Here is a 25,457-nt window from a genome sequence, read left to right on the forward strand (position 1 = left end):
TGATCGCAACCGGGTTTTGCGAATGCCACTTCGTTATATCCTGCCGATCATGCTGCTTGTCGCATGGCCCGCCTTTGCCGCCGATCATACGATTTACCTCACTTTCGACGACGGTCCGCAGAACGGTACGGCCAACATTCTCGACGTTCTCCAGGCCGAGCAGGTGCCGGCGACTTTGTTCATGGTCGGCATGCATGCCGAGGCGACGGCACCGGCCGGGCGCTGCTGCAGCGGGCGAAATCGATGCCGCTGGTGACGATCGGCAACCACAGCTACAGCCACGCCTATAATCACTACCGGCATTTCTACGGCGACACCGAAGGCGTGGTCGCCGACATGCTGCGGGCCTATGTTGTGCTAGGGCTGAAACCGGCCGTTTATGCACGGCTGCCCGGTCGCAACGTGTTCCGGCTGCCCAATTACTCGAAGGACGACAATTCGCTCGGGCTGGCGGAGGCTGGGCGAGAGGATCCGGACTGCGGATTCGTCGCAGCATCGGGATTCTGGCTATACGGATGGGATCACGAATGGATGCATGAGGACAGCGGCAAGCCGGTGCAGAGCGTGGACCATCTGGTCAGCGAGCTCGACCATCTGTTCGCATTTCGCCAGGCCGAACAAGCTGATCCTGCTCATGCATGACGAAATGGTCCAGGACGCCTTCGACGGCAAGGCGAAGCTGACGGCGCTGATCGAGCCGCTCAGGCTGCGCCACTACGCCTTCGGCGCGATTGCGGGCTACGACTGAGGCGCCTCGGCGTTCCGCCTGAGCATCGCAAGCACCTCGGCGAATTCGGCCAGCCTATCATCGGGAATGCCGGCCCGCAGCCGCATGTCAAAGGCGATGGCAGCAAGGCGGAGCTTTTCGAACAGCGCCTCGCCGGCTTCGGTCAGCGCCACCTGGTGGACCCTGCGGTTTTCGGGATCGCGGCGGCGCGTCAGCAATCCCTGCGCTTCCATGGCGTTTAGGTGATGCGTCAGCGTCGCGCCCTGGATGCCGATCATGCCGGCAAGCTCGCGCTGGTTGGCCAGTTCCTTCGACTTGACCGACAGCAGGGTCAGCCAGACCGGCAGCGTGCCGCCAGCATCGACCAGCGCGGCATCGAAGGCCTGCGCCACCACTTTCGAGGTGCGGGCGAGATTCATGCCGACGGGCGGGCGGTCAAACGGTGTCATGACGTGACAGTAGAGCATGCAATGAGAAGGTGAAACTCGGCTCCATGAATTGACATCTAATCATTAGATATCTAACTTTGTCTAATTGATGGCGTCGCGACATGGCAGCGACGTGTGGCGGGCGGCAGAGAGGAATACGGTCATGCAATATCTCTATATCGTCGTCATCGGCCTGCACGTGATGGCCGGCGTTTTCTGGGCCGGCACGACCATTGCGGTTGCCCGCGATCCCGACATCAAGGCGGAGCGCTTCATCCGGCCACAACTCGGCGCCTCCGGCCTGGTGTTCCTGACCGGCTTGCTGCTCTGGTATTTCTTCCATCAGGGCGCGTTCGGCCCGATGGAGAAGGCGCTGGCGCTCGGCATTTTGACGGCGCTGATCGCGGCCGGCGTGCAGGGCGCGCTTGTGGCCTCCGCCAGCAGGCAGTTGGCTAGTGCCGATCAAGCGACGCAGGTCCAGTTGCGGGCGAAGATGACCCGAGGCGAACGCATTGCGGGCGGATTGCTGGTCGTCACCGTGTTTTGCATGGCCACCGCCAAGCTGTTTTGACATCGCACGGCCGGCGAAACCGACCGGGCGCGGCGCGCGACGGACCGAAGCGGCAGGTGGCTCTCCTTGCAACGGTCCGTCGCGCCCACATGGCCGGCGGACTGGACGACGAGAGCAATTGCCTGGTCTAGACCATTTCGGGTCGCCTGGACGCCTCGCGAATAGCCTTGTGGACATTGCGCTGCAGATCCATGAAGGCGGCGCTCTCCATGACTTCTTCGCGGCGCGGGCGCTCGATGTCGACGTCAAAAGTCCGCATGATGCGCCCCGGGCCGATGCCCATCACGACAATGCGGTCCGACAGATAAACAGCCTCTTCGACGTCGTGGGTGACGAAAAGCACGGTCAGCCTGTGCTCCTCCCAGATCTGGGTCAGGAGTTCCTGCATCTGATGTCTGGTCAGGGCATCGAGCGCACCGAAGGGCTCGTCCATCAAGAGCATCTTTGGGCGGTAGGAAAGCGCGCGCGCAATGGCGACGCGCTGCTTCATGCCACCCGAAAGTTCGGATGGATAGAGATTGGCCGAGTGCGGAAGCTTGACCAGGTCGAGATGCTCGAGCGCGATCCTGCGGCAGGTGGCGCGGTCATGGCCGGCGGCCTTGAGCGCGAACTCGATGTTCTGCTGCGCCGTCAGCCAGGGCAACAGCGTATAGGACTGGAAGACGACGCCGCGATCGAGACCTGGCTTCAGGATCGGCGACCCGTCGATGTCAAGCTCGCCCGAGTCGAAATCCTGCAGTCCGGCGACGATCGACAGCAGCGTGCTCTTGCCGCAGCCCGACGTGCCGACCAGCGACACGAACTCGTTGTCGGCGAGGTCGAGGTTGATGTCGCGTAGCACTTCGGTGCGCCGCGCTCCGGTGCCGAAACTCTTGTGGAGCCCCTTGATCCGCAGTTTGGGGGAATTCATCGGCCGGACCTCGTCATGAACGGCTGTCCTGGCGGAACAGCACCTTGCCAAGCGCTTTCATGACCTGATCGGTGATCAGGCCGAGAATGCCGAGCAGAAGGATGTAGCCGATGATGGTGTTGGTCTGGAAATAGCGCTGCGAGACGGTGATGCGATAGCCGAGGCCGGATGTCGCCGCGACGAGTTCGGCCAGCACGAGCCAGGTCCAGGCCCAGCCCAGGCTGATGCGCAGCGTATCCCAGATGCCCGGCAAGGCGCTGGGCACCACGATGCGCGTCAGGATCTTGCGGTCCGGCAGGCCGAGAGTCCTGCCGAGGCCAACGAAGTCAGCCGGCACGCGCTTGACGTTATCCATGATCATCAGCACCTGCTGGAAGAAAGTGCCGATGAAGATGATCAAGAATTTCTGGACGTCGCTTGTCCCCGCCCACAAGATGGAGAGCGGCACGAAGGCGACGACCGGCATATAGCGAATGAAATCGACCAGCGGCTCGATGGCCGCTTCCCAGGTCCGGAAGCTGCCGATCAGCACGCCGATTGGAATGGCGAGCACCGAGGCGATGAGAAAGCCGACCGAAATGCGGTAGATCGAGGCCTCGAGGTCGGTGAACAGCGTGCCGTCGGCCCAGAGCTTGCCGAGTTGCGTCGCCACGCTGGCGGGGGACGGCAGGAAGATCGGCTTGACCAGGTCGAGCCCTGTCGCCGCCCACCAGGCGAGGCCGAGACCGGCGAAGACGGCCACCGCAATCATCAGGAAACGGGACCGCGCGATCGGCGCGCCGATCCCGGAGGATCGGCGGCGGCGCATTGCCGGCCCAGATGCCGTGCCGGACGGGCTCGCTTTGACGGCAGGCTCGTCAGGCATCTCGGCGACCGCCACCGCCCGGCCTACTTCGCAGCCTTGACGAAGGCCGGATCGATCATCTGCTCCGGCGTCACGTCGGCCTGAAGCAGTCCGGCATTCTTGGCGGCGGCCTCGACGTCGGCGAACGTCTTGGTGGAAAAGTCGCCCGTCAGCGCGCCCTTGTTCTCGGCAAGCGAATAGTAGCGCACGCCGTCGAAGGCGGTGTTGAGGTCCTCGACGCTCGAGCCGACCGCCTTGGAGATAATGGCGCGGCCGCCGGGCGTGTCGGCATTGTAGTCCTTGAGCGCCGCATCCCAGGCCTTGATCATGGCAAGCACCTGGCCGGGACGCGACTTGATCACCTCGTCGCGCACCACCAACACGTCGCTGATCAGGCCGGGATCCTCGCCGGCGGTGAAGAGAAGCTTGACGTCCTTGTTCTGCGCCCTGGCCGTGGTGAGATAAGGCTCGTAGGTGACCGCGACCGGGACGCGGCCGGCGATCAGCGCGCTGCCGGCATCCGCGGCCGGCATCGGCACCGGCTGGACGTCGGCGATCGACATGCCGTTCTTGGCCAGCGCGTATTTCAGCAGGATGTCACTGGTCGTGCCTTCCTCGAAGGCGACCTGCTTGCCCTTGAGATCGGCGACAGAGTTGACGTCCTTGCCGGCGATCATGGCGTCGGCGGTCATCGAGACATCGAGCAGCAGCACGATCTTGACCGGCAGGCCGGCCGCAACCATGCCCATGGCGGTGTGGGTGGCGATGTTCGCTGCGTCGAGCTGGCCGCTCGCCAGGGCGGCGTTGATGTCCTTGTCCTCGGTGAAGTTGACGATCTGGACGTCCGACAGACCGCTTGCCTTGAACAGGCCCTTGGCTTCGGCGACATGCCACTGGCCGTAGCCCAGCCACGGCTCGATGCCGATCTTGAACGATCCAGCCTCGGGCGTCGTGGGAATCGCCTTATCGGCGGCTTGCGCCAGCGGGGCGAAGCCGACGGTGGCCGCCAACACCAGCGCACGGAATTGTCCTGTGAGGTTACGCATCATCTTTGTTCCCCTTGATGATTCAGACCGCTTTTTTGAACCAAACGTCCCGTCCGGTGAGAATGCGGCTTCTGCTTCTTGCGGCACTGTGCCTCGGCGTCTTACCTGCCACGTCGACGGAAGTGAAACGATATTCAACGTCGGCGATGATGGATGTCAAGGCTAAAATACATACATGCATATACAAGTTCGAGAGGCTGATTTCCGCGTTCTTGGCAGCATCTGGGCGGGCTCCACTCACAACTGGCGCCGAGGGGAATAGTCCCGGCCGCTTCAGGCCCTGCGCGACGGAGAATAGCGGCTGCCGAGCGAGTAGCGGCTGCCGACATAGGTGAGCTTGCTGATGGTGGCGACGATCGCGCCCGTCCATGTCCGGCGATGCAGGAGAAGGCAGCAACTGCCGATGTCGATGGCGAGGTGCCGCGCTGTCTCGGCATCGGCCGGGACCGCGGAAATGATATGTTCGACCTCGGTCACCGGGGTCTTCTGCATTAAGTAGTCGTAGGTCGCCGTTTTCGAGAAATCCTGCTTGTCATAGTCCGGTATCAGGCTCGGATTGACGAAGCGCTCTTCCAGTTGCACGGGCAGGTCGTTCTCGAAGTTGACGACCACCGAATGATAAAGCGACGCGCGCCTGGCGAATTCGAAGGACAGCGAGAGCTCCTTGGTCGGAGTGATCCTTTCGAGGACGAGAACCTCGGAGCGATGCCTGTTGCCGCGCGCGACGATCTCGGCCGCGATGTTGTTGATCTCGATCAGCGTCGATTGCGGCCGGGGCGGCGCGATGAACGTCCCCACGCCCTGCAGCCGGATCAGGAAGCCGGCCGATGTCAACTCCCGTAAGGCGCGATGGACGGTCATGCGCGACACACCGAGCGCCGCAACGAATTCATTCTCGGACGGCAGCTTGCGGTCCTTGCTCCACTTGCCGGTTCCGATGTTGGTCAGGATATATTCCTTGACCTTTTCGTAGAGGGGGCTGGCCGTATCGGGCAATGCACTCATTTCAAAAGTCCTTTCCGGCAAACATCGGAAATCAGGTGCCGGCAGGCTGCCGCAGCCGGATAATGGTCTTCAAGCCATCGCCCTGCCCCGCCAAAAGACGCTGATAAGCGGCGGGAATATCGTCCAGGCCGATCTCGCGATCGATCAGGCTGATCAGCGATCCGGACAGCTCCGCCAGCATCCCGATGGCGTCGGGCAGCTCGTCGGCAAAGGCGTGGCATCCTAGCAACGCGATCTCACGCTCGACCAGCATGTTGGGGTCGATGTCGAGGCGGCCGTGGAAAATGCCGACCAGCGCCACGGTGGCGCCGGAGCCCAGAACACCCAGCAACTGGTTGAGCGCAGCGATGCTGCCGGTCGCCTCGACGGCCGCAAGCAAAGGCGCATCGGCGGTTCCGGCGGCGATGACCTCGCGGTCGAGATCGACGATGGTGGCGCCGGTCACCCGGGCGACACGCTCGCAGCGGGCCTTGTTACGGTCGGCGATCAGGACCCTGCCTGAGAACGTCCGCGACAAGAGCAGTGCCGCCAGGCCGCCGATAGTACCGCAGCCGACGACAAGCACCGAACCCGCGGTCTTCGGCAAGCGACGCACGGCGTGCAGTGCGACTGCGAGCGGCTCGGCCATCGCCGCCACCCTTTCGTCGAGCGCGGCGTCGATGACATGCAGCAGGCGCGCCGGCAGCACCGCCTCCTCGGCAAAGCCGCCGTCGCATACTTCGCCGACGAAGCCCAGCGAGGCACACAGATGACGCCTGCCTGCGCGGCATTGCACGCATTCTCCGCACCAGAAACGGGAATCGGCGACGACCCGGTCTCCCAGGCTGACGGCGTCGACGCCCGCGCCGACCGCCACCACCGTGCCGGTCAGCTCATGGCCGGCCGTGGACGGCGCGCGGCTTATCCATTGTCCGGTGCGGAAATTGTGGAGGTCGGAGCCGCAGATGCCGGCGGCGTCGACATTGAGCTTCACCCAGCCCGCCTCGGGGGCGCCTGGCGCGGCGATATCCTCGACACGCAGGTCGCCGGGTCCATGAAGTCTGGCGGCCTTCATCGCTCCGGCCCGTCAGGCGCCGAGATAGCGGTCGCGGATTTCCGAGACCGCGTTCTCATGCGAGCTGAACCCCTCGTAGCGGGCAAGCCTGCGGGCATGGCCGGCAAGCTCCGGATAGGCGGCCGAGGTCACATAGCCGACCGACGAGCGCTTGAGGAAATCCGTCACCGAAAGCGGTCCGTAAGTGCGTGCCCAGCGGCTGGTCGGCAGCACCGCATTCGGCCCGAGGACGAAATTGGCGAGCGTCACCGGCGTGTGCGGCCCCATGAGGATCTCGGCCGCCTCGGTAATGTGGCCGAGATGCGCGAACGGCTCCTTGGACAGGATCTCCAGATGCTCGGGCGCATAGTCGTTGATGAAGCGGTAGCTGTCCTCCAACGAGGCGGTCAGCACGATGCCGCCGCGCTTGCCGGTCAGCACCGCGCGCGAAAACTCGACCCGCTGCTCGCTCATACGGGACCAGTGGTCGGGAAGTGCCGCCACGGCGGCGTCGGCGACCTTGCGGCTGTGCGTCACGAGATAGGCAGAGGAATCCGGTCCGTGCTCGGCCTCGATCAAAAGGTCGAGCGCGGCGAGGCCGCCGTCGACGCTGTCGTCTGCGAATATGATCGCTTCCGACGGACCGGCTGGAAGACCGGTGTCGATGATCGAGGACAGCAGGCTCTTTGCCGCAACCACCCAGGGACTGCCCGGTCCGACGATCTTGAGCGCGGGCTTCACCGTCTCGGTGCCGTACGCGACGGCCGCAACGGCATGCGCCCCGCCACATTTGTAGACGGTCTCGACCCCGGCTAGGCGGGCGGCGACGAGCGTCGCTGCATCGACGGAACCGTCCGCGGTCGGCGGCGTCACGATGGCGATCTGCGGCACGCCGGCGATGACGGCCGGAACCGAGGTCATCATGGTCACCGACGGAAAGGCGCCCTTGCCCCGCGGGACGTACAGCGCGACGGAGGCGATCGGCGTGTAGCGGTCGCCGGCATAGGCGCCGGGGCGGACCTCCTTGAGCCACATCGTCTCGGGACGCTGCTCCTCATGGAAATGCCTGATGTTTGCGATACCGAAGCGGATGCTGTCGACGACATCCTTGTCGACCTTGCCGAAGGCAGCGTCGAACTCCCCTTCTGGAACCTTAAGATTGCCCGCGGCCACATCGGCCTTGTCCAGATCCCTGACGAAACGGAGCAAGGCCGCGTCGCCTTCTGTCCTGACCGCCTCGAGGATCGGGCGGACTTGCTCGACGAAAACGGAAAGGTCGGCTTCGGCGCGCTTCAGCAGGCTCGCCCGCTGTTCGGCGCTGGCGGATGAGAGGTCGTGGAAGCTGACTTCGGACATGGCTGCTCCTCAGATATGCGAGAAAAGTATATACATGTATGTATAATGCTCGCCAGCATTTTTCTGCATCCTCCGGCGGGCCGGCCACGGCAGACTGCCTCAGATCGAGGCAAGAAAGCCGCCATCCACCGGAAAGCACTGCCCGGTGATGTAGGCCGACGCGTCCGAGGCCAGGAACACCGCGATGCCATGCAGATCCGAAAGGTCGCCGAAGCGATGCTGCGGGATCTTGGCGAGCATCGACTGCTGCCACGCCTCGTCGGCGTAGAACACCTCGGTCATCGCCGTCCTGAAATAGCCTGGAGCAATCGCATTGACCCTGATTCCGAGACCCGCCCATTCCGCCGCCAGCGCCCGTGTCATGCCGAGCAGGCCCGACTTCGACGAACCGTAGGGCACGGCCGTGGGGATGCCGACTTCCGAGGTCAGCGAGCACAGGTTGATGATGGCGCCGGGCCGTCTGGCATCGCGCATGTGGCGGGCACCGGCCTGGGCACAGAAGAAAGCCCCCTTGAGGTTGGTGTCGACGATCCGGTCCCAGAGCGCTTCATCGACATCGAGCGAAGGCCTGACCTCTTCCATGCCGGCATTGTTGACCAGGATATCGAGACCGCCAAGCAGGTTGGCGGCCTCGGCGGTTGCGGCGCGGCAGCAGGCGACGTCTGTGACGTCAAGGGCGATGGCATGCGCCACCCCGCCGGCAGCCCGGATCGCCGCCGTCGTCTCCTCCAGAGAATCAAGGCTGCGCGCCGTGACGGCGACAGCGGCACCAGCGGCGCTCAGCGCCTCGGCGATGCCGCGCCCGATGCCGCGGCTGGCGCCGGTGACGAGCGCCTTCCTGCCCGACAGGTCGAAGAGGGAAGCATTGCGCATGTCGATCCTTCCTTGGCCTTGCCGGCCTGCCCTCGCCCGCGAGACTAACCGATCATTGGTTATACATACAAGCATATACAAATGAATTTTGAGCGCCGCAGCAGGATTGGCTGGGGTGCCTACCCCGCAGCGATACCGCGATCCTGTCCGCCGCTTTTGCCGCCGCCGCGATTTCGCGCCGCGGCCTGTCAGTCAGATCCTTATCCCGAACCGGATGCCGTCATAGATGGCGGCGTGGATGTTGCGCGAGGCGACCGCGTCGCCGATGCGAAACAGCACGAAACCGCCTTCAGCATTGCGCGCGGGGAAGATGTCGCCGCCCTTCACCAGACGCTCATAGTCGACCGCGCCGCCATTCTTCGACAGTGGTTTCAGCGCAAGATAGAGGTCGTCTAGCGGTGCTGTGCCATGCTCAACCACCACCTGGTCGACACGCCTTTCCCCGCGCCAGCCGTCGGCGAAATCCGAGGCGAGCTCGGCGACGAGCTGGTTGCCCTCGCGCCGCACCGAACGCAGCCTTGTGTTGATAGTGACGGTGACGCCTTTCTCGTGGAAGGAACGCATATAAGGAACGTGGTTCATGCCGCCCATTTCCGGCGCGAAGAAGCGCTCCGGCGAGACCAGTTCCAGCCTGGAGCCACTGTTGGCGATGAGCTCGGCGGCGCCCATGCCCTGATGGCCACCATTGTCGTCATAGAGCAGCACGTTCTCGGCCGGCTTGACGGAGCCTGCCATGATGTCCCAGCTCGATGTGACGAGATTGTCGCCGGCCGTCAGCGGCGGGTTCTGCGGCATGCCGCCGGTCGCAACGATCACAACATCCGGTCCCAGCGCAAGCACATCGTCCTTCTCGGCCCAGGTGTCGTAGCGGATCTCGACGCCGAGGCGGTCGAGCTCGGCCAACCGCCAGTCGATAATGCCGATCAGCTCCTTGCGGCGTGGGTTCTGGGTCGCCAGCCTCACCTGGCCGCCCGCCAGACTGGAGGCTTCGAGCACCGTCACTCGGTGGCCGCGTTCGGCCGCGACGCGCGCGGCTTCAAGGCCACCCGCGCCGGCGCCCACCACCACGACTTTCTTCTTCGGTCCTTCGCTCTTGGCAATGATGTGCGGAATGGTCGCTTCGCGGCCGGTCGCGGCGTTGTGAACGCACAGCGCCTCGCCGCCCTCATAGATGCGGTCGAGGCAATAGGTGGCGCCGACGCATGGCCGGATCTCGTGCTCGCGGCCTTCCATCACCTTCTTCACAATGTGCGGATCGGCGATATGGGCGCGCGTCATGCCGACCATGTCGAGCTTGCCGGTGGCGATGGCATGGCGCGCAGTGGCGACATCGGAAATGCGCGCGGCATGGAAGGTCGGGAACTTGGTCGCCGCCCTCACCTCGCCGGCGAAATCGAGATGCGGCGAGGACCGCATGCCGGTCACGGGGATGACCTTGGTCAGCGACGCATCGGTCTCGATCGTGCCGCGGATAATGTTGAGGAAGTCGACCTTGCCGGAATTGGCAAGCCGCCTGGCGATCTCGACACCGACTTCCTTCGAGATGCCGTTCTCGAGATCCTCGTCGGCGACCATGCGGATGCCGACGATGAATTCTTTGCCGACCGCCGCGCGCACGGCGTCGAGCACCATGTCGGTGAAGCGCAGCCGGTTCTCGAGCGAGCCGCCGAACTCGTCGTCGCGATGATTGGTCAAGGGCGACCAGAAACCATCCATCAGATGCCCGTAGGATTCGAATTCGATGCCGTCGAGGCCGGCCGCCTGACAGCGCTGCGCGGCCGAGGCGTAGTCTGCGACGATGCGCTCGATATCCCACTCCTCGATAGTCTTCGGAAACGCGCGATGCGCCGGCTCGCGCACGGGCGAAGCCGACAGCACCGGCAGCCAGTCGGCCTTGTTCCATCCGGTGCGGCGGCCGAGATGGGTAATCTGGATCATCACCTTGCAGTCATGCTCGTGGCAGGCATCCGCCAGTTCGGCGAGCCAGGGCACGATACGGTCGTCATAAACATGCAGATTGCCGAAGGCGGCCGGGCTGTCGCGCGAGACGATAGCCGAGCCCGCCGTCATGGTGAGCGCCATGCCGCCCTTGGCCTTCTCGGCATGGTAGAGCCGGTAGCGCTCCTTCGGCATGCCGTCCTCAGAATAGGCCGGCTCATGGCTGGTCGACATCACCCGGTTCTTCAGCGTCAGGTGCTTGAGCTGGTAGGGTTGGAGAAGCGGGTCGTTGCTGGTCATCGTCTTCCTGTCGTTTCACATTGCACGGGAGCGTCGCGCGCCGCTCCCGCTTCCATTTCACGCGTCGGATTCGTCCAAAAACCGCTGCGCACTTTTCGGTCCGATGCTATTGAGCGACCCAAACCCGCCGCTTCCGAAAGGTTGCGGCGCAATTTCCGCTTTGTTTGGCTGCCGTCCGGACCTTGGACGGCAGCAAGGAGCCGCCCATGACCGATGCCAAGAACCTCACCCAGCTCGGCAAGCACGTCGAGACGCCACAGAGCCCCGAACAGGCGGTCCTGGAGACCGTGCCGTTCCAGCGCGGCGACGGCCCGCCGGCGATCGTGCGCTTCACCTGCCCCGAATTCACCTCGCTCTGCCCGGTCACCGGCCAGCCCGACTTCGCCCACATCGTCATCGACTACGCGCCCGACAAGACGCTGGTCGAATCGAAGTCGCTGAAGCTGTTCATGACCTCGTTCCGCAATCATGGCGCCTTCCATGAGGAATGCACCGTGATGATCGGCCGCCGCATCGTGGAAGCGACGAAGCCGCTCTGGCTGCGCGTCGGCGGCTACTGGTTCCCGCGCGGCGGCATCCCGATCGATGTCTTTTGGCAGACCGGCGCCCCGCCCAAGGACGTATGGCTGCCCGACACGGGCGTCGCGCCCTATCGCGGGAGAGGTTGAAATTTTTCGCAAAAGGCTGGCAGGACAGCGCCCCTCTCTGTCCTGCCGGACATCTCCCCCACGAGGAGGGAGATTGGCAGCTTCGGTGTCCCGCTTATCCTGCAACGTCGGAGACTGGCGAAAGCCGGCGTGACATCTGATCTCCCCCCTAGTGGGGGAGATGGCCGGCAGGCCAGAGGGGGGCGCGAAGGATCGCCGACGCTGATCTTTAGTCACTTTCATTCGCACTGATACTGACTCAGCGCCCATTCGCCGGTGACGGACAGGAGGTCGGAGACCTTCCAGGTGCCACCGACCTTCTTCAGCTTCCATTCCAGGCGGTGCTGGTGGCCCTCGACGACGAAGGCGACGACCACCTTGGCCTCGTCGCCGTTGACGGCCTCGATGGTGCGCAGGCTCTTGTCGATGGCGAGCTTGTCATAGTCGGCATTGTCGAGCGCCATGTTGGGGTCGAGACATTCGCCCTGGCCCGAGGCGCGCAGCGCATCGCTCTTGTCGAGCACGGTTTTCGCCGGATCGGTGAAGTTCTTGCGCTGCGCCGGATCGAGCTCCAACCCGAGATGATCGTAGAACGGCTTCACCACCGCCGTCGGCGACCCGGCCAGAACAGGGGCGGCAGGCGCCGGTTCGGCCGGGCTGCTGTCCGGCGCTGTCGCCGCAGGCGGCGAGGTGTCGACCGCAGGCGACGACGTGTTGTCGCCGGATGAGGCTTTCGGCGGCGGCGAGCCGAAGAGCCCCTGCGCATTGGCGCCGCCGCTCAGCCCCGCGGCCAGCATCGACAAGCTCGCCAGCGCGAGGACGAGACGGCGAAGCACGGCATCACTCCGTCGAGGCGCCACATTCCAGCGCGCTGAGCTTCCAGTCGCTGGTCTTGGAGCTGATGTCGGCGATCTTCCACTTGCCGTCCACTTTCTTCAGCGACCACACCATTTCGCGTTTGGAGTCATCGCCTTCCGGGAAAAGATTGAAGTTAGCCGTCACCTCGGCGGTGTCGCCATTGACGGCCTCTGTGAGCTTCAGCGTCTTCGACAGGGTCTTCTGGTCGAAATCCTGAGCGTCGAGGCCGGGATCGAAATCGATGCAGGACACCTCGTCAGGCTTCTCCTTCTGCGCCTTGTCGTTGGCTTCGAACAGCTTTGTCACCGGCTCGGTGAAGCGGTCGCGGAATTTGGCGTCTCCCTCGAACTTCACCGAAGGCACGTAGAAGAACTTCACGGCGTTGGAGGCTGGCCCGGCGAGCACGGCGCCGGGCAAGGCGATCGAGAAGACAGCGGCAAGCACTATCAGCTTCATGCAGGATCTCCGGGGTTCGGTGCGTGGCGGCACGCTTGCCACCACGCATCCTGCATATCGCCTTTTTTGCGGCTCATGAAGTCCAGGCGTGCTCAGGCATCCAGCCAGACGTTCTGGAAGTCCATTTCATAGGTCTGGTGCATCGAATAGTTCTTCACCTTCTTGTTCATGTGGCAGTAAAGCTTCTGCCAGAAGGGCTGAATGATGACGCCGGAGTCCTGCAGGATCGTCTCGACGTCCTTCATTACCTCCTTGCGCTTGGCGACGTCGATGAGCGACAGCGCCTCCTTGAGCTTGGCGTCGAACTCCGGATTGGAATAGGCCGTCTCGTTCCAGGCCTCACCGGTGCGGTAGCCAAGCGCCAGCACCTGGACGCCGAGCGGGCGCATGTACCAGATGGTCATGGAATAGGGATATTTCGTCCAGTCGTTCCAGAAGGTCGAACCCGGCAGCACAGTGCGCTTCACCTTGATGCCGGCGTCGCGCAGCTGGCCGGCGATGGCGTCGCCGGTGTTCTTCTGCCATTCGTCCTCGACGGTGATCAGCTCATGCTCGAAATCGGCCTGGCCTGCCTCCGCCATCAGCTTCTTGGCGCCGGCGGCGTCGCGCTGCTTCTTGGGCAGCGGATAGTATTCGGGGTGGATCGGGGCGACGTGATGGTTCTCGCCGACCGTGCCGCGCCCGTTGTATCCGAGTTGCATGACCTGGTTGTTGTCGACCGCCATCTGCAACGCGTTGCGCACCCGTTTGTCGTCATACGGCTTATGCGTGATGTTGGTGCGGGCGACGAGGGTTGTCGCCGTCGCGACCTCCGATTTCACCAGATTCATCTTGTCCAGCGGGTCGATGAAATCGGCCGGCGTCTCGAAATCGAGGTCGATCTCGCCCGAATCGAAGGCGTTCAGCGTCGCGTTGAAGTCGGTGCCGTAGTCGATGAACTCCACCCCGTCGAGCGGCGCTTCACCGCCCCACCACTTGCCGTTCTCGCGACGCTTGACGACCGCCTTCGACCCGACCGCATAGGACACAAGCTCGAACGCTCCGGTACCGATCGGCTTCTTGATCGGGTCGGCGCCGTCCTTGTCGAAGTCGCGATGCACGACCAGCGCCGGATAGTCGGTGAGGCCCGGGATGATGGCGATGTCGGCTTCGACGAGCTTCAGCTTGACCGTGTGGTCGTCGACCTTGGTGATTGCGCCATCCTTGGCCTTGCCGGTCTTGGTGTCGATCAGCGCGCCGACACGGGCGGCCATGGAATTGCCGGAAGCCGCCTTGTCGCACCAGCGGTTCAGATTGGCGACCACGTCGTCGGCATTGAAGGCATCGCCATTGTTCCAGGTGACGCCCTTGCGCAGATGCAGCGTGTATTCGGTGGCGTCGTCATTCACGTCCCAGCTTTCGAGCAGCACGGGCTCAAAGGTGAACTGGTGCGTGTAGCGAACCAGGGGCTCCAGCCAGCAGCGGGTGACGTTCGCCATCTCGGTCCAGTCATAGGTGCGCGGATCCTTCTGCGCCTTGACCGACATCGCGACATGCAGCGTTCCGCCCTTCTTCGGCTCGTCGGCCAGCGCCCTAGTCGGCGCGGCAAGGCCGAGCATGCCATAGGCGAAAGCCGTCGATGCGCCGAAGGCGCTGGCCAACGCCAGGAATTCACGGCGGTCGACACGGCCCGCGCGCGCTTCCTCGGCCATCGCCTCGATCGCGGCCGGGACCCGGTCACCATTGCTTCTGAAGATTGTCATTTTCTTTCTCCCATTGGTTTGATCGGGTCTTTTCGCCCGTCTGCTTGAACTGTGGTCTATCAAGTAACGCTGTCCGGCAGTTTTTCCTCACGCCGCGCGATCAAATCCTTGAGACCCTCGGCGATGCCCTCATCGAGCTTCGGCTCCTGATAGTCGGCCAGCATGGCGCGCGCCTTTTCGAGTCCGCGCGTATCGTGGTCCTTGGCGCCCTCGGCGCTCCATTGCTCGAAGGAATTGAAATCCATGATTGTGGGCATAAAGAAGGCACTCTCGAAATGCTCGAGCGTGTGCTGCGTGCCGAGGAAATGACCCTGCGGGCCGACCTCGCGGATCGCCGCCATAGCATCCTTGAAATCGTCGAAGGACACACCGCCGGCATATTTGTACCAGCCGACCAGTTGCTCGCAGTCGGTGGCGAATTTCGAATAGCCGCAGGTCAGTCCCGCCTCCAGCCAACCGGCCGAATGCCAGATGTAGTTGGCGCCGGAGAGGATCGCGGCATGCATCAGCATATTCGCCTCATAGCCCGCCTGCGCGTCGTTGAGCTTCGAGCCGACATGGAAGCCGGACGTGCGCCATGGCAGCTTGTACTTCCTGGCCAGCGCCCCCATCAGATACATCATCTGTGCCGCCTCGGGCGTGCCGCCCATCGGCGCGCCGGTCTTCATGTCGACTGTCACCATGAACTGACCGTAGAGCTGCGGCGAGCCGGGCCGGATGAGCTGGGTCAGCGCCACGCCGGCGAGCGCTTCGGCGTTGACCTGCGCCACCGCGCCGACGGCGGAGGCCGAGGTCGAGGCGCCGCACAGCGCGAAAGGCGCCAGGATCAGCGGCTGATTGTGGCTCGCATAGACCCGCATGGCGTCGATCATGGTGGCATCCCACACCAGCGGCGAATTGCAGTTGGTGATCGCAACCAGCACCGGGTTGTCGCGCACGAACTCCTCGCCGAAGACGATGCCAGCCATCGCCATCGTGTCCTCGGCGCGCTCCTTGGACGTGACGATGCCCATGAAGGGCTTGTCGGAATGCTTCAGCGCCGAATGGATGATGTGGAGGTGCCGCTTCGGCACCGCGATTTCCATCGGCTCGCAGATGACCGAGCTCGAGGAATGCAGCGCCGGCGCCATGTAGGCCATCTTGTGGAAATTGTTGAGGTCGGCGAGCGTGCCGTAGCGGCGCTTGTTGTCGAGGTCGCGGACATAGGGCGCGCCATACATCGGCACGAAGATCGAATTCTTGCCGCCGACCCGCACGGTGCGCTCGGGATTGCGCGCATGGAGCGTGAATTCCGCCGGAACCTTCGAGACCAGCTCCATCAGCAGCGCGCGGTCGATGCGGACGCGCGTTTGCCTGACATCGGCGCCGGCCGCCTTCCAGAGCTCGATCGCGCCGTCGTCGCGGAATTCGCAGCCCACTTCCTCGAGAATCTTCAGCGATTCCTCGTGGATCAGTTCCACCGCCTCGTCGGGCACGATCTCATAGGCGGGGATCTTCCGCACAAGGGTTGGGAAAGACGCGATCGGCGCGCTTCTCAATGCCTTCCGGCCAAGGCGACCACCGCCGCGGCGGTGAGTCTGTTCGGTCAGTTCAACGGCCGGTGCGTTCATGGAGGCTCCTTCTTCCCGCCCGACCAACTTAGCGAGACGAAATATGGATGTGATGCTGGAAAATCCTGATCTCTTGTATAAGGTCAGCTTATGCGAAACCTGCGCCATCTCCTGCCCTCCGCTGGCAGCCTCATCGTCTTCGAGGCTGCGGGCCGGCTGTCCAGCTTCACCGCCGCCGGACGCGAGCTCGGCATGACGCAGGCCGCCGTCTCCTACGCCGTGCGCGGGCTGGAGGAGCAGCTTGGCGCAAAGCTCTTCCAGCGCCGCCACCGGCAGGTGCTTCTGACGGAAGCCGGCGAACGCTTCCACGCGGATGTTTCGCTCGGTCTTTCGCATATCCGCAAGTCCGCTGAGGACCTTCGCCTGCAGGCGACGGGGGGTCATGTGACCTTGGCCGCCTCGACAGCCTTCGGCTCGTTCTGGATGATGCCGCGCCTGCAGCAGTTCCGCGACGAACTGCCGGGCGTCGACCTGCGCATCCAGACCGCCGACCGCGACCTCGACATCATCGCCGAGGGGATTCCGCTCGGCGTGCGCGGCGGCGTGCCGCGCGACTGGCCGGACTATCATTCTCTATCGCTCTCCGACGAAGAGATCTTTCCGGTCGCGGGGCCGAGCTATCTCGCCAAATTCGGCAAGCCGCGGACGGTCGAGGAGTTGGCGACGCACCGGCTGATCCATCTGGAAGAACCTTATCGCGAGGCGCCGACCTGGGACGAATGGTTCGCATCGGCCGGAACCAGCCTGCGCAATGCCGAGCGCGGCCTGCGCATCAACGACTATGCGCTGGTGATCCAGGCGGTGATGGAAGGACAAGGCATCTCGCTCGGCTGGCGGCACCTGGTCGAGCGTCTTGTGGCGTCAGGACTGCTGGTGCCGGTGACGGATCATGTGATGAGGACCGGCATCGGCTTCCATGTGATCTGGCCGAAGAACCGCGACCTCAGCGACAATGCGCGCAGGGTAAGGGACTGGCTGGTGGCCCAGGCGTGAACTTACCCCTCCCCCACCCCGTTCGAATCCGCCTATAATCGCCGGATGCCCATTCGTCAGCTTTCCGAAACGATGATCAACCAGATCGCCGCCGGCGAGGTCATCGAACGTCCGGCGAGCGTGGTGAAGGAACTGGTCGAGAATGCGCTCGATGCCGGTGCGTCCCGCGTGGAGATCGTCACCGCCGGCGGCGGGCTGAATCTCATCCGCGTCACCGATGACGGCTCGGGAATTCCCGAACAGGAACTCGCTCTGGCGGTCGCGCGGCACTGCACCTCGAAGCTCTCCGACGACATCCACGATATCCGTTCGCTCGGCTTCCGCGGCGAGGCGCTGTCCTCGATCGGTTCGGTGGCACGGCTGTCTATCCGCTCGCGCACGGCGTTCGGCGACAGCGCGGCAGAGATCGGCATCGACGGCGGCAGGGTCTCGGCGGTGAAGCCGGCGGCGGCCAACCGCGGCACAACGATCGAGGTGCGCGACCTCTTCTTCGCCACGCCGGCCAGGCTCAAATTCATGAAAGGCGAGCGCGCCGAGAGTTCGGCCACCAGCGACGTCGTGAAGCGGATCGCGATCGCCTTCCCGGCGGTGCGCTTCACGCTGACCGGCTCAGATCGATCGACCTTGGAACTGCCGGCAACCAGCGACACACCGGAAGGCCGGCTCGCCCGGGTCGCGCAGGTGATGGGTAAAGACTTCCCGGACAATGCCATCGCCATCGATGCCATGCGCGATGGCGTGCATCTTGCCGGCCATGTCTCGATCCCATCCTACACGCGGGCCAACGCGCTCCAGCAATATGCCTATGTCAACGGACGGCCGGTGCGCGATAAGCTGATCGCCGGCGCGATCCGCGGCGCCTTCGCCGACGTGCTGCCGCGCGACCGGCACGCAGTCACCGTGCTCTTCCTGTCGCTCGATCCTTCGACCGTCGACGTCAATGTCCACCCGGCCAAGGCGGATGTGCGGTTCCGCGATCCCGGGCTGGTGCGGGGCCTGATCGTCGGGGCCATACGCGAGGCGCTGGCCGGCGCCGGTATCCGCGCCGCAACCACCGGCGCCGCCGGCATGATGGCGGCCTTCAGGCCGGGCGCGGCGCCCTATTCGCATCCGGGTCCAGCCGGAGGCCACCGCAGTTACGAAGCCGCCTACCGGGCCTCGGCGGGTTTCGACCTGTCGCGCTCGGGTCAGCGGCCACTCGACATGACCTATGGTGAACCGGGGCCGCGGTTCAATGGCTTCGCGGAAACGGAGCAAGCCGCCTTCAACACCGGCCAACTCGCCAGCGCCGATGCCCGCGCCGGCATGGCCGAACCGGCCGAAGCGCTGCTCGGCATGGTGCTGGGCGCGGCACGCGCGCAGGTGCATGAGAATTATATCGTCGCGCAGACCAGGGATTCGCTCGTCATCGTGGACCAGCATGCCGCGCATGAGCGGCTGGTCTATGAGGCGCTGAAAAATGCGCTGCATTCGCGCGCCGTGCCTTCACAAATGCTTCTGCTGCCTGAGATCGTCGACCTGCCGGAAGAAGATGCCGAGCGGCTGGCGATGCACTCCGAGACGCTTGCGAAATTCGGGCTTGGCCTGGAACGCTTCGGCCCCGGCGCGGTGGCGGTGCGCGAGACGCCGTCGATGCTCGGCGAAACCAACGTGCAGCAACTGGTGCGCGACCTTGCCGACGAGCTCGCCGACAACGACACCGTCGAGACGCTCAAAGAGCGGCTGGACAAGATCGCCGCGACCATGGCCTGCCATGGTTCCGTCCGCTCGGGCCGGCTGCTCAAGGCCGAGGAGATGAACGCGCTCCTGCGCCAGATGGAAGCGACGCCCGGCTCCGGCACCTGCAACCACGGCCGCCCGACCTATATCGAGCTCAAGCTCGCCGATATCGAAAGGTTGTTCGGGCGGCGGTGAGAAACTGCGCCGGGTGCCAATCTATCGCTTCAGATTCACCACGATCACGCCGCCCAGCGCCAGCGCGCCGCCAAGGATACCGAGCAGGCTCGGCACTTCGCCCAGCCAGAAGAAACCGATCAGCGCGGAGGTCGGCGAGACCAGATAGAGGAAGTTCGAGGCGCGGGCGGCCGGCAGGCGCGAGAGGGCGGTTGCCCAGGCGGCATAGGCGATCAACGAGGGCACGATGCCGAGATAGATGACCGCGCCAAGCCCGGCAGTGTCGGCGACAGCCGCCTGCGAAAAGGCTTCCGGCAGGAACGGCGACAGGCAAAGCGCGCCGAGCACCATGTTGGAAGCGGAGATCGTCAGCGGATGATGGCGGGCGAAGAGCGGCTTTTGCACGATGGTGTTGACGGCAGAACAGAGCGCGGAGCCCAGCACCAGCAACGCGCCGTTGTTGAAATGCAGGCCGTGCCCGTCGGCCACCGCGATGATGCCAATGCCGGCGAAGGAGATGACGGTGCCCAGCCAGGCGATGCCGGAAAAGCGCTCGCCGAGCAGGGCCATGGCCATGATTGCCGTGAAGATCGGGCTGACATTGATGATGAAGCCGGCCGCGCCCGCCGAGACGGTCAGCTCGCCGAAATTGAGCATGGCGGTGTAGAGCGCGACGAAGATGGCGCCGCCAAAGGCAAACCGCCACAGCTCGTCAATCCTGGGCAGCGCCGGGCGCTTCACCGCGAGAAATATGCCGGCCGGAACCGCCGCGATGGCAAAGCGCAGCGCGCCGAGTTCCAGCGGCTGGAAAGCGGCAAGGCCGGCACGGATCGCGGGGAAAGCCGAGGCCCAGCCAAGCACCGTCAGCGCGACGGCGATGACCGCCGTGCCGTCCATGCGCTGTGTCTCATTCAACGTGCCGGTGTAAGCGCTCATTGCCGTGACCTCGTCCTCTTGTGCCATGGATGCAGAAAACGCCATTGCCGGCAAATTGACAAACGAGCAATTCGAGGATCAGGTGTGAGCATGGATCACAGCTTGGACCAGCTATTGCCGTTGGAAACCTTGCGGGCCTTCGATGCCGCGGCGCGTACGGGGAGTTTTTCTGCGGCGGCGGAGAAACTCAACCTCACCCATGGCGCGGTGAGTCGCCAAATTGCCAAGCTCGAGGACTGGCTGGGGCTGAAAGGGTTCGAGCGCAATGCGCGCGGCGTGACACTGACCATTGAGGGCAATCGCCTGCATCTTCGAACCACAGAGGCTTTCGCGCTGATTTCGGTCAATTCCGACCGCTGGGTCGAGCCGCGCGGCACTGCCGTGGTGCGGCTGGCCTCGATCCCGTCGGTGAGCGGGCTGTGGCTGATGCCGCGCATGGCGGCACTGGAAAACCATCCGACCAGGCTGCGCATCGTGCTCGATGTCGACAACCGCCAGGCCGATCTCGCCGACGAAGGCATCGACCTGTCCGTGCGCTGCGGGCGCGGGCGCATCCCCGGCCGCGTCTCGGTGCAACTCTTCGAGGAGCATATTTTCCCGATAGCCTCGCCGGAATTGGCGAAGGAGATCGGGCGTGGCGACCCTGCCCGACTGTTGAAATTCCCGCTGATCCACGATTCCGATGCTTCCGCCTGGCGCGCCTGGTTCGCGGCACAGGATATAGACTATCGCCCCCGTCCGCAGGATAGGCGTTTCGAAGACTATAATCTGGTGCTCGACGCGGCGGCGTATGGGCTGGGCATCGCGCTGGCGCGGCCGCCGCTGACAGCCGACCAGCTTGGATCCGGCCGTATCGTTGCCGTCGACGAGCGCGCCGCGCTCAATCCGGTATCCTATTGGATGGACCGCCCGGTCGGCCGGCCGCGCGCCGCCGCGGCAGACCTAGCCAGGCGCATTGCCGAACAGGCGGGGCTTGCCCCGGAAAAGCTCGAAGCCTTCCTTCATGACGATGTCAGCGAAGCAGCAGCACCATGATCGTTGCCGTCACCGCCGAGACGATGGCAGTGACCACCGAGATCGTCCAGAGGGATATCGGAGCGGGTTCCGATCGCGGGGCGTGTCCTGCCGGACGTGTGGAGGCGCCGCGCGGCTGAAGTGCGTTGGCGTTGGCCGCCACCAGCACCGCGGCGGAAGCGACGGCCGGCGCAAAAGTGGACGGCGCCGGCGCAACCCCGGGCCTGGAAATATTGTCTGTAACCGCTGCCTGCGGTGAGCCGAAGCCGCGCGGGGCCTGATCGGTATCCGTCGCCGTCCTCCCCGTCGAGGGTCTTGCCGGCGAATCGTCGGCAACGGCATCGGGCTCCATCACGGCACGGTAAGCATCCTCGACCTCGGAGGACCACAGGCGCTGCGGCACCTGGGCGGCGGGGCGCGGCTGCGCGCTCTGCAGCGACTGGGCCGCGATTTGCGCCGCCTGCCCTGTCGAGGGCGCCTGCGGCTGGACCATCGTCTTGATCAAAGCCGCCACCGCCGGATCGGCCTTGGGCGACGGCACCGGCTGCGGGGTGAGCGCTTCGCCGATCAGTGCGTTCAAGCGGGTGGAGGTGATGTCCATGCCGGCTTCCGGAAACCATTTTGACGCTGAGCCATACTGCGTGAGCATTGCGTCAAGCTTGACGTTGCCAGCGATTTGTGGCGATTGAAACCCTATGAACGCAAGCGTCCTTTCATGATGAACCGTTTCGAAGGCCCGGGCGGCAGGGAAGCCCGGATTCGCTATCTCGACGGCGACTTCCAGGTCACCAGCCCAGGCTCTTTCGTGCGCTGCGCGGTGACGGGCGAGAACATTCCGCTCGACGAACTCAAATATTGGAGCGTCGCCCGGCAGGAGCCCTATGTGAACGCGGCGGTCTCGCTTGCCCGCGAGATCGAGATGCACCCGGAACTGCGCAAGCGGGGATAGGCCATGCGAGTCCATGGCCCGCCTTCACGCCCGGTCTCGCCAGCGGCGAGAGCAGCCGTTGAAGAGCTTCAAGAAATCCTTGAGGAGCTTGGTTCGATTGCCGCTCGTGGCCCGTGCGCGGCTGCGCGATCGGGTGGTGTCGAAGGCGCCTGGCGAGGCGTTGCCAGCGCTGACAAGGCTCAACCAGGGCGGCGCAAAACTCAGCCACGCATCTTGCGCTGACGCCAGGCGTCGAGGGTCTCGTCGATGATGCGCTCGGGCACGTGATCAAGTTCGAACACGGCCTCGATATCGAGCACGTCCAGTTGATCGAGGAAACCGGCGGGCACTTCGCCGTGGCGCAGTCGCGCGGCGTCCTTCGCCGTGGTAACGAGGCGCAGCCCCTCCTGCCGGGCGAGCGCCAGAAGGTCGGCAAGCTCGTCCTGAGCGTAGAAATGATGGTCCGGAAAGGCGCGCGAAAGCGCGACTTCGCCGCCCGCGCCCCGCACCGTGTCGAAGAATTTCTCCGGATGGCCGATGCCGGCGAAGGCAAGGAAGCGGCCACCGGCGAAGCGTGACGGATCCGCCGGCTCGACATGGGCCAGGAAGATCGGCCGGCCGGCGCGCGCCGCCTGGCGCACGACGGCGTCGGCGGCGGCCCCCTCGCCCATCTTCAGCAGGCCGCTGGTGAAGACCAGCTGGTCGACGATTTTGGCGCGGAGCGGTCCGCCTGGAATGACGCGGCCGTTGCCAACGCCGAAGCGGGCATCGACCACGACCAGCGCATAGTCGATATGGATGCGCGCCGACTGGAAGCCGTCGTCCATGATCAGGAAGTCGCAGCCATGCCCCTCGATCAGCAGTTTCGCGCCGGCGGCGCGGTTCGCCGTCACCGCCACCGGCGCGTGTTCGGCCAGAAGCAGCGGCTCGTCGCCGACATGCTTGGCGGCGTCATGATGCGCATCGACGACATGCGGCTTGGCGAACGAGCCGCCATGGCCGCGCGACAGGAAGCCGGGCGTGAGCTGCATTCGCCTGGCCTGTTTGGCCAGGGCAATGGCGATCGGCGTCTTCCCGCTACCGCCGACGGTAAGGTTGCCAACGCAAAGCACGGGCGCGTCTACCTTCTCGCGCGGGGCGTGCCGCATGCGGCGGCCGGCGACCATGCCGTAGGCAGCAGACACCGGCGACAGAGCGAGCACGCGCCAGTCCGGCTTTTCCCACCAGAAGGGCGGCGCCTCGCTGGTCATCTCATCGACCGTTGGCGCCTTTCAGGCGCGCCTTGACGACCAGCGGCTGAATGTAGGGCTCCAGCGATTTCAGCGTGCGGGCAAGCGCGCCGCGCATCTCGTCGACGGTGGCGGCACCCGCCGCTATCATTTCGTGGCGCGCCACTTCGTTGGTCAAAAGGAAATTGACCGCGCCGGTCAGCATGTCGCGATCGCGCACCAGCTTGGCGCCGCCGCTGTCGAGCAGGCGCTGATAGGCCTCGCGGAAATTCTGCACGTTGCGGCCGGCAAGCACGGCGGTTTCGAGCATTGCGGGCTCAAGCGGATTCTGGCCACCTTCCGAGGTCAGCGAGCGGCCGACGAAAGCAATCTCGGTCAACCTCAGGTAAAGCCCCATCTCACCGATCGTGTCGCCCAGGAGGATATCGGTATCGGGCGAGATGCGGTCGCCCTTGCTTCGCCTTGCCACAGTCAGGCCCATGCCGGAAATCTGCGCGACAAGCGCGTCGGCGCGGTCGGGATGACGCGGCACGATGATTGTCAAAAGCCCATGATGGCGCCTGTGCAGGCTGGCATGGACCTCCGCGGCCACGACCTCCTCGCCGTCATGGGTCGAGATCGCGGCCCAGGTCGGGCGATCGCCGATCTGGCGCTGCATGGTGGCCAGGGCGCGCTCGTCGACCGGCGGCGGGTTGGTGTCGACCTTCAGGTTGCCGGAAACCGTGACCGGCCGGGCGCCGAGCGCGCGGAACCGCTCGCCGTCGACATCCGATTGCGCGATGACATGGGCGAGGTTCTCGAACAGCGCCTCGGCGACGCTGGCGCGCTTCTTCCACGAGGTAAAGGAACGATCCGACAGCCGGCCGTTGACCAGGACCTGCGGCACGTTGCGGGCGCCGAGTTCCAGGATGGTCATCGGCCAGATTTCCGATTCGGCGATGATCGCCAGTTCCGGCCGCCAGTAGTCGAGGAAGCGGCTGACCGCGGGTTTCAGATCGAGCGGCACATATTGGTGGATGATGCGGTCGCCGAGGCGCTCGTCGGCCACCTTGGCCGAGGTCACGGTGCCGGTGGTCAAGACGATGTTGACGCCGTAGTCGAGAATGCTCTCGACCAAAGGCACCACCGCGATCGTCTCGCCGACGCTTGCGGCATGGATCCAGATCACCGGCCCTTCCGGCCGGGGCCGGCCGGCGACGCCGTAGCGCTCGCGGCGGCGGGCGCGATCCTCCTTGCCGCGCGAAGCGCGCCAGGCGACATAAGGCCCGATCAGCGGATAGGCGACCGCCCCCGCGTATCGATAGGCCGTAAGGGCCGCTCGTGCCCAACGCTCGCTCATTTGGCGCCGTCCACGAGGCGATAAGCCTCGGCCGTCGCGGCGTTGAGGGAAGCGGTGACTTCCTGGCGCTTGCGCTCCATCTCGGCATCGTCGGCATCGGACGGCACGAAGACCGGTGTCCCCACGACAACCGCGGAGCGGCCGAAAGGCAGGTTGATGGTGGTCTTGTCCCAGCTCTTCTCCAGCACCTTGCGGCGGCTGGTGGCGATGGCCGAGGGCAGGATCGGCCGGCCGGAAAGCCTCGCCAGAAGGACGATGCCGAGGCCGGCGTCGCGCGGCGTGCCGTGCGGGATGTCGGCGATCATGGCGACGTTCTTGCCGGCGACGAGCGATCTCTTGAGCGCAATCAATGCCTTGGCGCCGCCTTTATCGAGATGCCTCGAACTGTCGCGCCCGCCTGAGCCGCGCACCGCCTCGATGCCGAATTTCTCGATCATCAGCGCCTGGAGCTCGGCATCGGCGCTGCGCGAAACCATGGCGACCAGCGGTCGGCCCTCGGGGTAATAGGCAGGGGTCAGAAGATGCTGGCCATGCCAAAGCGCGATGATGCCGGGCTCGAGATGCGCGTATGCGCCGCCGGCGACCTGGGTCGATCCTTCGACCAGCGGGCTGGTGACGCGAATCAGCCGCACGAACCAGGCGAACAGGTTGGCGATGAAATTCTTGATGAAACTCGACTGCGCCAACGGCTCGCGGATGCGCCGCCACAGCGTGCGTGTTCCCCCGCGCCTGACGGATCGCCGCCCGGTCGCCCCTTTCACCGCCTCATGCTCCATCGACG

General features: G+C 64.8%; 26 protein-coding genes. 8 read left to right on the forward strand and 18 right to left on the reverse strand.

Going from position 1 to position 25,457, the window contains the following annotated elements:
- Nucleotides 1-22: 22 nt before the first annotated feature.
- Together P9272_RS24795 and P9272_RS24800 are read left to right on the forward strand one after the other, a co-directional pair.
- A complete protein-coding gene (locus tag P9272_RS24795) occupies nt 23-256 on the forward strand; it encodes a polysaccharide deacetylase family protein (RefSeq protein ID WP_278162560.1) in 234 nt (77 codons plus the stop codon).
- Nucleotides 244-642, forward strand: a complete 399-nt coding sequence (locus P9272_RS24800; RefSeq protein WP_278162561.1) for a hypothetical protein — start codon at nt 244-246, stop codon at nt 640-642. Before P9272_RS24795 ends, P9272_RS24800 begins: the two co-directional genes overlap by 13 nt.
- Before the next feature lie 96 nt (nt 643-738).
- On the opposite strand, the gene P9272_RS24805 is transcribed toward P9272_RS24800, so the two are convergent.
- On the reverse strand, nt 739-1,176 hold the full coding sequence (locus P9272_RS24805; protein ID WP_278162562.1) for a MarR family winged helix-turn-helix transcriptional regulator: 438 nt from the start codon (nt 1,174-1,176) through the stop codon (nt 739-741).
- 142 nt (nt 1,177-1,318) lie between these two features.
- Between P9272_RS24805 and P9272_RS24810 the strand changes: the two genes are divergently transcribed.
- The gene (locus P9272_RS24810; protein ID WP_278162563.1) at nt 1,319-1,726 is read left to right on the forward strand and encodes a hypothetical protein; all 408 of its coding nucleotides are present in this window, start codon (nt 1,319-1,321) and stop codon (nt 1,724-1,726) included.
- Between the two features lie 127 nt (nt 1,727-1,853).
- Here P9272_RS24810 and P9272_RS24815 read toward each other — a convergent pair whose 3' ends face one another.
- The 8 genes from P9272_RS24815 to P9272_RS24850 all read right to left on the reverse strand — a co-directional run bounded on the left by P9272_RS24815 (nt 1,854) and on the right by P9272_RS24850 (nt 11,031).
- Nucleotides 1,854-2,636: an ABC transporter ATP-binding protein gene (locus tag P9272_RS24815; protein ID WP_278162564.1), complete on the reverse strand. Its 783-nt coding sequence runs from the start codon at nt 2,634-2,636 to the stop codon at nt 1,854-1,856.
- 13 nt (nt 2,637-2,649) lie between these two features.
- Nucleotides 2,650-3,444 carry an ABC transporter permease gene (locus tag P9272_RS24820; protein WP_128259479.1) on the reverse strand — a complete coding sequence of 265 codons (795 nt, stop codon included), beginning with the start codon at nt 3,442-3,444 and terminating at the stop codon, nt 2,650-2,652.
- 80 nt (nt 3,445-3,524) lie between these two features.
- The gene (locus P9272_RS24825; protein WP_278162637.1) at nt 3,525-4,526 is read right to left on the reverse strand and encodes an ABC transporter substrate-binding protein; all 1,002 of its coding nucleotides are present in this window, start codon (nt 4,524-4,526) and stop codon (nt 3,525-3,527) included.
- 273 nt (nt 4,527-4,799) lie between these two features.
- Entirely contained in the window at nt 4,800-5,531 is a 732-nt protein-coding gene (gene hutC, locus P9272_RS24830) for a histidine utilization repressor (RefSeq protein WP_278162565.1), read from the reverse strand.
- A 31-nt stretch (nt 5,532-5,562) separates the two neighbouring features.
- Nucleotides 5,563-6,585 carry an alcohol dehydrogenase catalytic domain-containing protein gene (locus P9272_RS24835; RefSeq protein WP_278162566.1) on the reverse strand — a complete coding sequence of 341 codons (1,023 nt, stop codon included), beginning with the start codon at nt 6,583-6,585 and terminating at the stop codon, nt 5,563-5,565.
- Between the two features lie 12 nt (nt 6,586-6,597).
- A complete protein-coding gene (gene hisD, locus P9272_RS24840) occupies nt 6,598-7,920 on the reverse strand; it encodes a histidinol dehydrogenase (RefSeq protein ID WP_278162567.1) in 1,323 nt (440 codons plus the stop codon).
- A gap of 99 nt (nt 7,921-8,019) precedes the next feature.
- Complete coding sequence (locus P9272_RS24845; RefSeq protein WP_278162568.1) at nt 8,020-8,793, reverse strand: glucose 1-dehydrogenase; 774 nt, start codon at nt 8,791-8,793, stop codon at nt 8,020-8,022.
- A gap of 192 nt (nt 8,794-8,985) precedes the next feature.
- A complete protein-coding gene (locus P9272_RS24850) occupies nt 8,986-11,031 on the reverse strand; it encodes an NADH:flavin oxidoreductase (protein WP_278162569.1) in 2,046 nt (681 codons plus the stop codon).
- A 206-nt stretch (nt 11,032-11,237) separates the two neighbouring features.
- Here P9272_RS24850 and queF point away from each other — a divergent pair, with 206 nt between their 5' ends.
- Nucleotides 11,238-11,699 carry a preQ(1) synthase gene (queF, locus tag P9272_RS24855; RefSeq protein ID WP_027168055.1) on the forward strand — a complete coding sequence of 154 codons (462 nt, stop codon included), beginning with the start codon at nt 11,238-11,240 and terminating at the stop codon, nt 11,697-11,699.
- A 218-nt stretch (nt 11,700-11,917) separates the two neighbouring features.
- Here queF and P9272_RS24860 read toward each other — a convergent pair whose 3' ends face one another.
- The 4 genes from P9272_RS24860 to P9272_RS24875 form a co-directional block, all read right to left on the reverse strand.
- Nucleotides 11,918-12,514: a hypothetical protein gene (locus tag P9272_RS24860; RefSeq protein ID WP_278162570.1), complete on the reverse strand. Its 597-nt coding sequence runs from the start codon at nt 12,512-12,514 to the stop codon at nt 11,918-11,920.
- Nucleotides 12,515-12,518: 4 nt separating this feature from the next.
- Nucleotides 12,519-12,992: a DUF3828 domain-containing protein gene (locus P9272_RS24865; RefSeq protein WP_278162571.1), complete on the reverse strand. Its 474-nt coding sequence runs from the start codon at nt 12,990-12,992 to the stop codon at nt 12,519-12,521.
- A 92-nt stretch (nt 12,993-13,084) separates the two neighbouring features.
- Entirely contained in the window at nt 13,085-14,734 is a 1,650-nt protein-coding gene (locus tag P9272_RS24870; protein WP_278162572.1) for an ABC transporter substrate-binding protein, read from the reverse strand.
- A 59-nt stretch (nt 14,735-14,793) separates the two neighbouring features.
- Nucleotides 14,794-16,344 (reverse strand): trimethylamine methyltransferase family protein, encoded by a 1,551-nt coding sequence (locus P9272_RS24875; protein WP_128259430.1) that lies wholly within the window; start codon nt 16,342-16,344, stop codon nt 14,794-14,796.
- 90 nt (nt 16,345-16,434) lie between these two features.
- Between P9272_RS24875 and P9272_RS24880 the strand changes: the two genes are divergently transcribed.
- Both P9272_RS24880 and mutL read left to right on the forward strand, forming a co-directional pair.
- Entirely contained in the window at nt 16,435-17,337 is a 903-nt protein-coding gene (locus tag P9272_RS24880) for a LysR substrate-binding domain-containing protein (RefSeq protein ID WP_278162573.1), read from the forward strand.
- A gap of 45 nt (nt 17,338-17,382) precedes the next feature.
- Nucleotides 17,383-19,251 carry a DNA mismatch repair endonuclease MutL gene (gene mutL, locus P9272_RS24885; RefSeq protein ID WP_278162574.1) on the forward strand — a complete coding sequence of 623 codons (1,869 nt, stop codon included), beginning with the start codon at nt 17,383-17,385 and terminating at the stop codon, nt 19,249-19,251.
- A gap of 21 nt (nt 19,252-19,272) precedes the next feature.
- On the opposite strand, the gene P9272_RS24890 is transcribed toward mutL, so the two are convergent.
- Complete coding sequence (locus P9272_RS24890; protein WP_278162575.1) at nt 19,273-20,166, reverse strand: DMT family transporter; 894 nt, start codon at nt 20,164-20,166, stop codon at nt 19,273-19,275.
- 90 nt (nt 20,167-20,256) lie between these two features.
- Between P9272_RS24890 and P9272_RS24895 the strand changes: the two genes are divergently transcribed.
- Nucleotides 20,257-21,201, forward strand: a complete 945-nt coding sequence (locus P9272_RS24895) for a LysR substrate-binding domain-containing protein (RefSeq protein ID WP_278162577.1) — start codon at nt 20,257-20,259, stop codon at nt 21,199-21,201.
- Here P9272_RS24895 and P9272_RS24900 read toward each other — a convergent pair.
- Nucleotides 21,179-21,781, reverse strand: coding sequence for a hypothetical protein (locus P9272_RS24900; RefSeq protein WP_278162578.1), 603 nt, complete (start codon nt 21,779-21,781; stop codon nt 21,179-21,181). The two genes, P9272_RS24895 and P9272_RS24900, sit on opposite strands and share 23 nt — an antisense overlap.
- 114 nt (nt 21,782-21,895) lie before the next feature.
- On the opposite strand from P9272_RS24900, the gene P9272_RS24905 reads away from it, so the two are divergent.
- On the forward strand, nt 21,896-22,129 hold the full coding sequence (locus tag P9272_RS24905) for a DUF2093 domain-containing protein (protein ID WP_040986608.1): 234 nt from the start codon (nt 21,896-21,898) through the stop codon (nt 22,127-22,129).
- 200 nt (nt 22,130-22,329) lie between these two features.
- On the opposite strand, the gene lpxK is transcribed toward P9272_RS24905, so the two are convergent.
- Genes lpxK through P9272_RS24920 form a run of 3 tightly spaced genes read right to left on the reverse strand, consistent with a single transcriptional unit; the run spans nt 22,330 to nt 25,452 of the window.
- Nucleotides 22,330-23,358: a tetraacyldisaccharide 4'-kinase gene (lpxK, locus tag P9272_RS24910; protein WP_278162579.1), complete on the reverse strand. Its 1,029-nt coding sequence runs from the start codon at nt 23,356-23,358 to the stop codon at nt 22,330-22,332.
- A gap of 1 nt (nt 23,359) precedes the next feature.
- Entirely contained in the window at nt 23,360-24,676 is a 1,317-nt protein-coding gene (waaA, locus tag P9272_RS24915) for a lipid IV(A) 3-deoxy-D-manno-octulosonic acid transferase (RefSeq protein WP_278162580.1), read from the reverse strand.
- On the reverse strand, nt 24,673-25,452 hold the full coding sequence (locus P9272_RS24920) for a lysophospholipid acyltransferase family protein (RefSeq protein WP_128259482.1): 780 nt from the start codon (nt 25,450-25,452) through the stop codon (nt 24,673-24,675). Before P9272_RS24920 ends, waaA begins: the two co-directional genes overlap by 4 nt.
- Nucleotides 25,453-25,457: the final 5 nt, after the last annotated feature.

The sequence above is a fragment of the Mesorhizobium sp. WSM4976 genome, assembly GCF_029625685.1.
Classification (GTDB): Bacteria; Pseudomonadota; Alphaproteobacteria; order Rhizobiales; family Rhizobiaceae; genus Mesorhizobium.